Origin of the sequence: Parendozoicomonas verongulae, assembly GCF_009711465.1 — a bacterium.
Classification (GTDB): domain Bacteria; phylum Pseudomonadota; class Gammaproteobacteria; order Pseudomonadales; family Endozoicomonadaceae; genus Sansalvadorimonas; species Sansalvadorimonas verongulae.
Map to the genome: position 1 here is coordinate 1 of NZ_SMME01000650.1, position 2,774 is coordinate 2,774.

3 protein-coding genes are annotated in these 2,774 nt (G+C 49.9%); 1 reads left to right on the top strand and 2 read right to left on the bottom strand.

Annotation, left to right across the window (positions count from 1 at the left end; genetic code table 11):
• Positions 1-1,285: threonine/serine exporter family protein (locus tag E1189_RS02280; RefSeq protein WP_230460040.1), on the top strand; the 1,285-nt coding region annotated here is incomplete at its 5' end.
• Positions 1,286-1,354: 69 nt separating this feature from the next.
• Here the strand turns inward: E1189_RS02280 and nth are convergent.
• Both nth and E1189_RS02290 read right to left on the bottom strand, forming a co-directional pair.
• On the bottom strand, positions 1,355-1,993 hold the full coding sequence (nth, locus tag E1189_RS02285; protein WP_155158449.1) for an endonuclease III: 639 nt from the start codon (positions 1,991-1,993) through the stop codon (positions 1,355-1,357).
• A gap of 92 nt (positions 1,994-2,085) precedes the next feature.
• The coding region (locus E1189_RS02290; RefSeq protein ID WP_230460041.1) for a hypothetical protein at positions 2,086-2,774 on the bottom strand (689 nt) is incomplete at its 5' end.

The following is a 2,774-nucleotide window of genomic DNA, read 5'->3' on the forward strand; positions in this document are numbered from 1 at the left end:
AAATATTCCTGTAGTATCGCGGCGAATTTTTCCCTCTATCTCTCTTTTTCGGGTGTTTTCGATGGATCGTGAGAACTATCGTCAGCGACGTAATTTTATTATTGAGCTTGGCAAAGCTCTTCATAAGTTTGGTACACCAGCCTTCAGGCTGGAGGCTCACTTACATAATGTGACTCAGAGTCTTGGGCTGGAAGGACACTTTATGGTGTCGCCCACACTTATCTCATTTGTGCTTTGGGATCTCGAACATGATGAAAAACATAATTACCACGTTCGAGTAAAACCCGGTGAGCTTGATATGCGGGCACTGGCGCTGACCGATCAGCTGGTGGATGAGGTGACCACTGATAAATTGAGTGTGGCTGATGCTCTGATCTCTCTGAATGACATTCACTCACTGCAAGCCCCCTATGGCAAGTACACAACCATGGCAGCCTTTGGTACCACCAGTGGCGCCTTTTCCATGTTGGTGGGAGGAAGCTGGGCTGATGCCGGGGTGTCGTCCTTAACCGGTATCATAGTGTTTTTCTTTCTGTGCTGGGTGGCAGAGGCCGATCGTCGTGGTGAGATTCTTGAACCTATGTCGGCGACACTGTCTGCATTGTTTGCCAGCTTTATGGCTTACTTTGTGCCAAGTTTGAATGTACCGTTGATTGTTCTTTCGGGCATCATTGTATTTATTCCTGGTCTGTCCATAACAATTGCGTTAAAAGAACTGGCGGCACGACACTTGCTCTCGGGTACAACCCGTTTGATGGATTCCCTGATGTGCCTGTGTAAGCTCTATTTCGGCTCGGTGCTGGGCAGCTCTATAGTCAATATTTTCCTGCCTCGGGAAGATGTTGTCTTCGGACCGGCTGTTCCCGATTGGACGCTCTGGCTGGCAGTTCCCATTCTGTCCCTGACTCTGATTGTGGTGTTCAAAAACCGTGTGCGGGACATCCCATGGGGTGTTCTTTCGGCCATTGTCGCTTATGTAGGCAGTGTAGCTGGCGCCGCTTATCTGGGTGATAGTGTAGGGCCGTTTGTGGGTGCGGTGCTGGTGGGTATTTACAGTAACATCTACTCCCGCGTAACAAACTCTCCATCGACTATTGTATTGCTTCATGGTGTGGTACTGCTGGTACCGGGAAGTAAGGCATACATCAGTTTGAGTCAGGTGGTGACAGGGGATGCGTTTATGAACCTGCCAATGCTGGGAACCCAGGCATTTATGATCTTTATGTCGATACTGGCCGGTTTGATTTTCGCTAATATGGTTTTCCCTTCCCGCAAAACCCTCTAAAAGCAAAGCTTTTGAAACAAAGCCCGCACCGGAATGGTTGCGGGCTTTTTTGTGATTGGCAGAACCAATCTACTGATACTTGTCTTTCTCTTTAAACTCACACAAATCTTCAATCCGGCAAGAGCCACACTGAGGCTTGCGAGCCTTGCACACATAACGGCCGTGGAGAATCAGCCAGTGGTGGGCATCCAGCAGGAACTCTTTAGGAACCAGACGCAGCAGGCGCTGCTCCACCTCCACGACATCTTTACCCGTTGCAATTTTAGTGCGGTTGGAGACCCGGAAGATATGGGTATCCACAGCCATGGCAATTTGGCGAAAAGCGGTATTCAACACGACATTGGCAGTTTTGCGACCCACACCAGGCAGAGCTTCCAGTTCCTCACGGGTTTCGGGAATCTCACCGTTGTGCTTTTCAACCAGCATGGTGCAGGTTTTCATCACATTCACAGCTTTGGTGTTAAACAGCCCGATGGTTTTGATATAACTTTTCAGCCCGTCAAGTCCCAGATCAAGAATGGCCTGTGGTGTGTTGGCAACGGCATACAATTTGCGGGTGGCTTTGTTGACGCCCACGTCGGTAGCCTGAGCCGATAACAGCACAGCAATCAGCAGCTCGAAAGGGGAGTTATATTCCAGTTCGGTTTGCGGGTTGGGGTTATCATCCCGCAGGCGGGTAAAAATTTCTTGGCGTTTGTCCCTGTTCATTCTCGGCTCGGTTGTTCAGGCCCAATATTCTGGAGCCGAGTATATCTGTTACCTGAGCCGAGTTCTTGGTTTTCCCATCAACATCAATCGTTTTAAGTAGCAATTAGTCTGTGTTCGCGGATGTCTGCATTTGGGTGAGCCTCGTGCCATTCCAGAGAAAGCTCCGGGTAGTCTTCTCCGGTACTGACTTTGTCGAATGCTCTCAGAACCTGCTGCTCTGCAACGGCCTGTTCCTTGCGGGAGTGATAGTTTTGGGAGGCCCAGTCGTTACGGATTTTATCCACCAGAATCTCTTTACTGCGTTCCAACTGTTCCTGCGAGCCTTTCTGAACCTTGGTGAAATAGGCTTCTGCCAGTACTCGTGCCCGGTACGCGTGGTTGCCTGAGGTCTGGCGCAACAACTCCCGGGTCAGATCAGAGGTATTCTGATGCCGGGTGAGTCGGAGCAATAAGTCGGGATTTTCTTTAACCGCATTATCCGACCACTCTTGAGCATTTATGAGTGCCTCTGTCATGTAATCAATACTGTCGCCAGCGCTGTCTTCCGGGTTCCCGTTAATTTGTCCGGATACAATGGCGTGAGCCTGTCTCGCTTCCGCAAGAAAACTGGCGACTGCCTCCCGGCTGTGATGACGGTAAGTATTGTCTGTGAGCTGGGCCTCAAGAGACTGGAGCAGATCGCCCGCGTGTTCTCCGCTTTGACTCATAATATCTTCCAGAAATAACCGGGCTTCGTAAGTTTGTCCTTTCTCTAACCCGATGTGTGACTTTCCATGTCTAA

Coding starts and splice junctions, on each gene's coding strand:
- nth (WP_155158449.1), bottom strand. CDS start 1,993: ATGAACAGGGACAAACGCCAAGAAATTTTTACCCGCCTGCGGGATGAT.